The organism is Actinosynnema sp. NPDC023658, assembly GCF_040639995.1.
In the GTDB taxonomy this organism is placed as follows: Bacteria; Actinomycetota; Actinomycetes; order Mycobacteriales; family Pseudonocardiaceae; genus Actinosynnema.
This window is the reverse complement of the sequence record NZ_JBFAAX010001195.1, coordinates 1-1,566: the sequence shown is the minus strand read 5'-3', so window position 1 is coordinate 1,566 and position 1,566 is coordinate 1. Positions and strand designations below refer to the sequence as shown.

The 1,566-nt window shown below is 73.5% G+C and carries 3 protein-coding genes; all 3 read left to right on the top strand.

From position 1 onward, the window contains the following. A partial coding sequence (locus AB0G02_RS39480) for a cation:proton antiporter (protein WP_360805421.1) occupies positions 1 to 566 on the top strand: 566 nt, incomplete at its 5' end. Further along, positions 563 to 1,072, top strand: coding sequence for a flavin reductase family protein (locus AB0G02_RS39475; protein ID WP_360805418.1), 510 nt, complete (start codon positions 563 to 565; stop codon positions 1,070 to 1,072). The genes AB0G02_RS39480 and AB0G02_RS39475, both read left to right, overlap by 4 nt. A gap of 83 nt (positions 1,073 to 1,155) precedes the next feature. Beyond that, positions 1,156 to 1,566 (top strand): hypothetical protein (locus AB0G02_RS39470; protein WP_360805415.1); only part of this gene is annotated, 411 nt, incomplete at its 3' end.

The following is a 1,566-nucleotide window of genomic DNA, read 5'->3' as shown; positions in this document are numbered from 1 at the left end:
CCCTGGCCGAGCGCCACCCCCGGGCCACCGGCGTGGCCATCGCCGCGGTGGCGCTGCTGACGGCGTTCCAGCTGGAGCACTGGGGCCTGACGGCCGTGTTCGGCGCGTTCGTGGTCGGCCTCGCCCTGCCCGGCGGCGCGTGGGAGAAGGTCGCCCGCCCGGTGATGTCGTTCGGCCGGCTGCTGGTGCCGGTGTTCTTCGTGGTGGCGGGCATGGGCGTGGCCAACGCGCCGCGCGGCTCGGTGCCCTGGGCCGCCATCCTCATCGCCACCGGCCTGGCCATCCTCGGCAAGGTCGGTGGCGGCTACGCCGGCGCGCGGTTGGCCGGTCAGGACCGCCGCACGTCGCTGAGCGTCGGCGTGCTGGTCAACACCCGCGGCCTGACCGAGATCGTCGTGCTGCAAGCCGGGTACAGCGCCGGTCTGCTCTCCGTGCAGCTGTTCCTGGCCCTCGTGGTGATGGCGCTGGCGACGACCGGCATGACCGGTCCGCTGCTCTCCCTCATCGAACGCACTCGCGCCTCCAGGCGCGTGCCGGTCCCCGAGCTGCCCGGGAGCAGGTCATGACCCAATCGCTGCCCGCGATCGCGATCGCGGAGTTCCGCACCCTGATGTCCCACTTCCCGACCGGTGTCGCCATCATCACCACGACCGCCGAGGACGGCTCGCCGCGCGGCATGACGGTCTCGTCCGTGTGCAGCGTGACGTTGTCCCCGCCCACGCTGCTGGTGTGCCTGCGCAACGGCAGCCCCACCCTGGACGCCGTGCTCGCCGCCGGCACGTTCGCGGTGAACTTCCTGCACGGCAACGCCAAGTCGGTGGCGGAGCTGTTCGCGTCCGGCGCACCGGACCGGTTCGACCTGATCCCGTGGCGCCTGCCACCGAGCGCGGCGGGCCCCCACCTGGTCGAGGACGCGCACGCGGTGGCCGACTGCAGGGTCAGCCGGACCGAGGCCGTCGGTGATCACACGGTGGTCTTCGGGGAGGCGTTCCAGGTCGCGCAGGAGCACGGTCACCTGCCGCTGCTGTACGGCATGCGCGAGTACCAGGTCTGGCGGGCCGACCAGGGGTAGGGCTGGCCCTACCGGCACTTGGAGACCACGATGCGCCCCGGCGGCCCCTGCCACCGGGGCGCATCGCCACTAGCCTCGGGGAGGTGGTCCGGTTCTCGCCAGTCATCGCCAGGTACGCGCCGGAGAACTTCGACCTGTGGCCGGTGTCCGGCGGCGACGACGCCTGGTTGCGCCTGGACGGGACGGTGGACCTGGACGAGGTCGGCGCGGTGCTCTGCGCGTTGTACCTGGACAGCGGTGGCCGGGACGCACCGGACGCGGCCGCCGCGGTGCACGAGCTGATCGGGTTCGACACCCTGTTCGGTCGCGGCGGGCTGCTGCTCGACGGCGGCGACGGCGTGTGCGCCGAACCCGGCGGCAGCGAGCTGTTCGAGTGGCGCACGTGGTTGGCCGCGCTGCACCGCGCGCCGGTCGACCTCGGTCACCCGCCCGCGCCCCGCGTCGAGTACGTCGGCGCGGACGTCGTCCGCGTGTGGGCGGGCGACGAGCGGCAC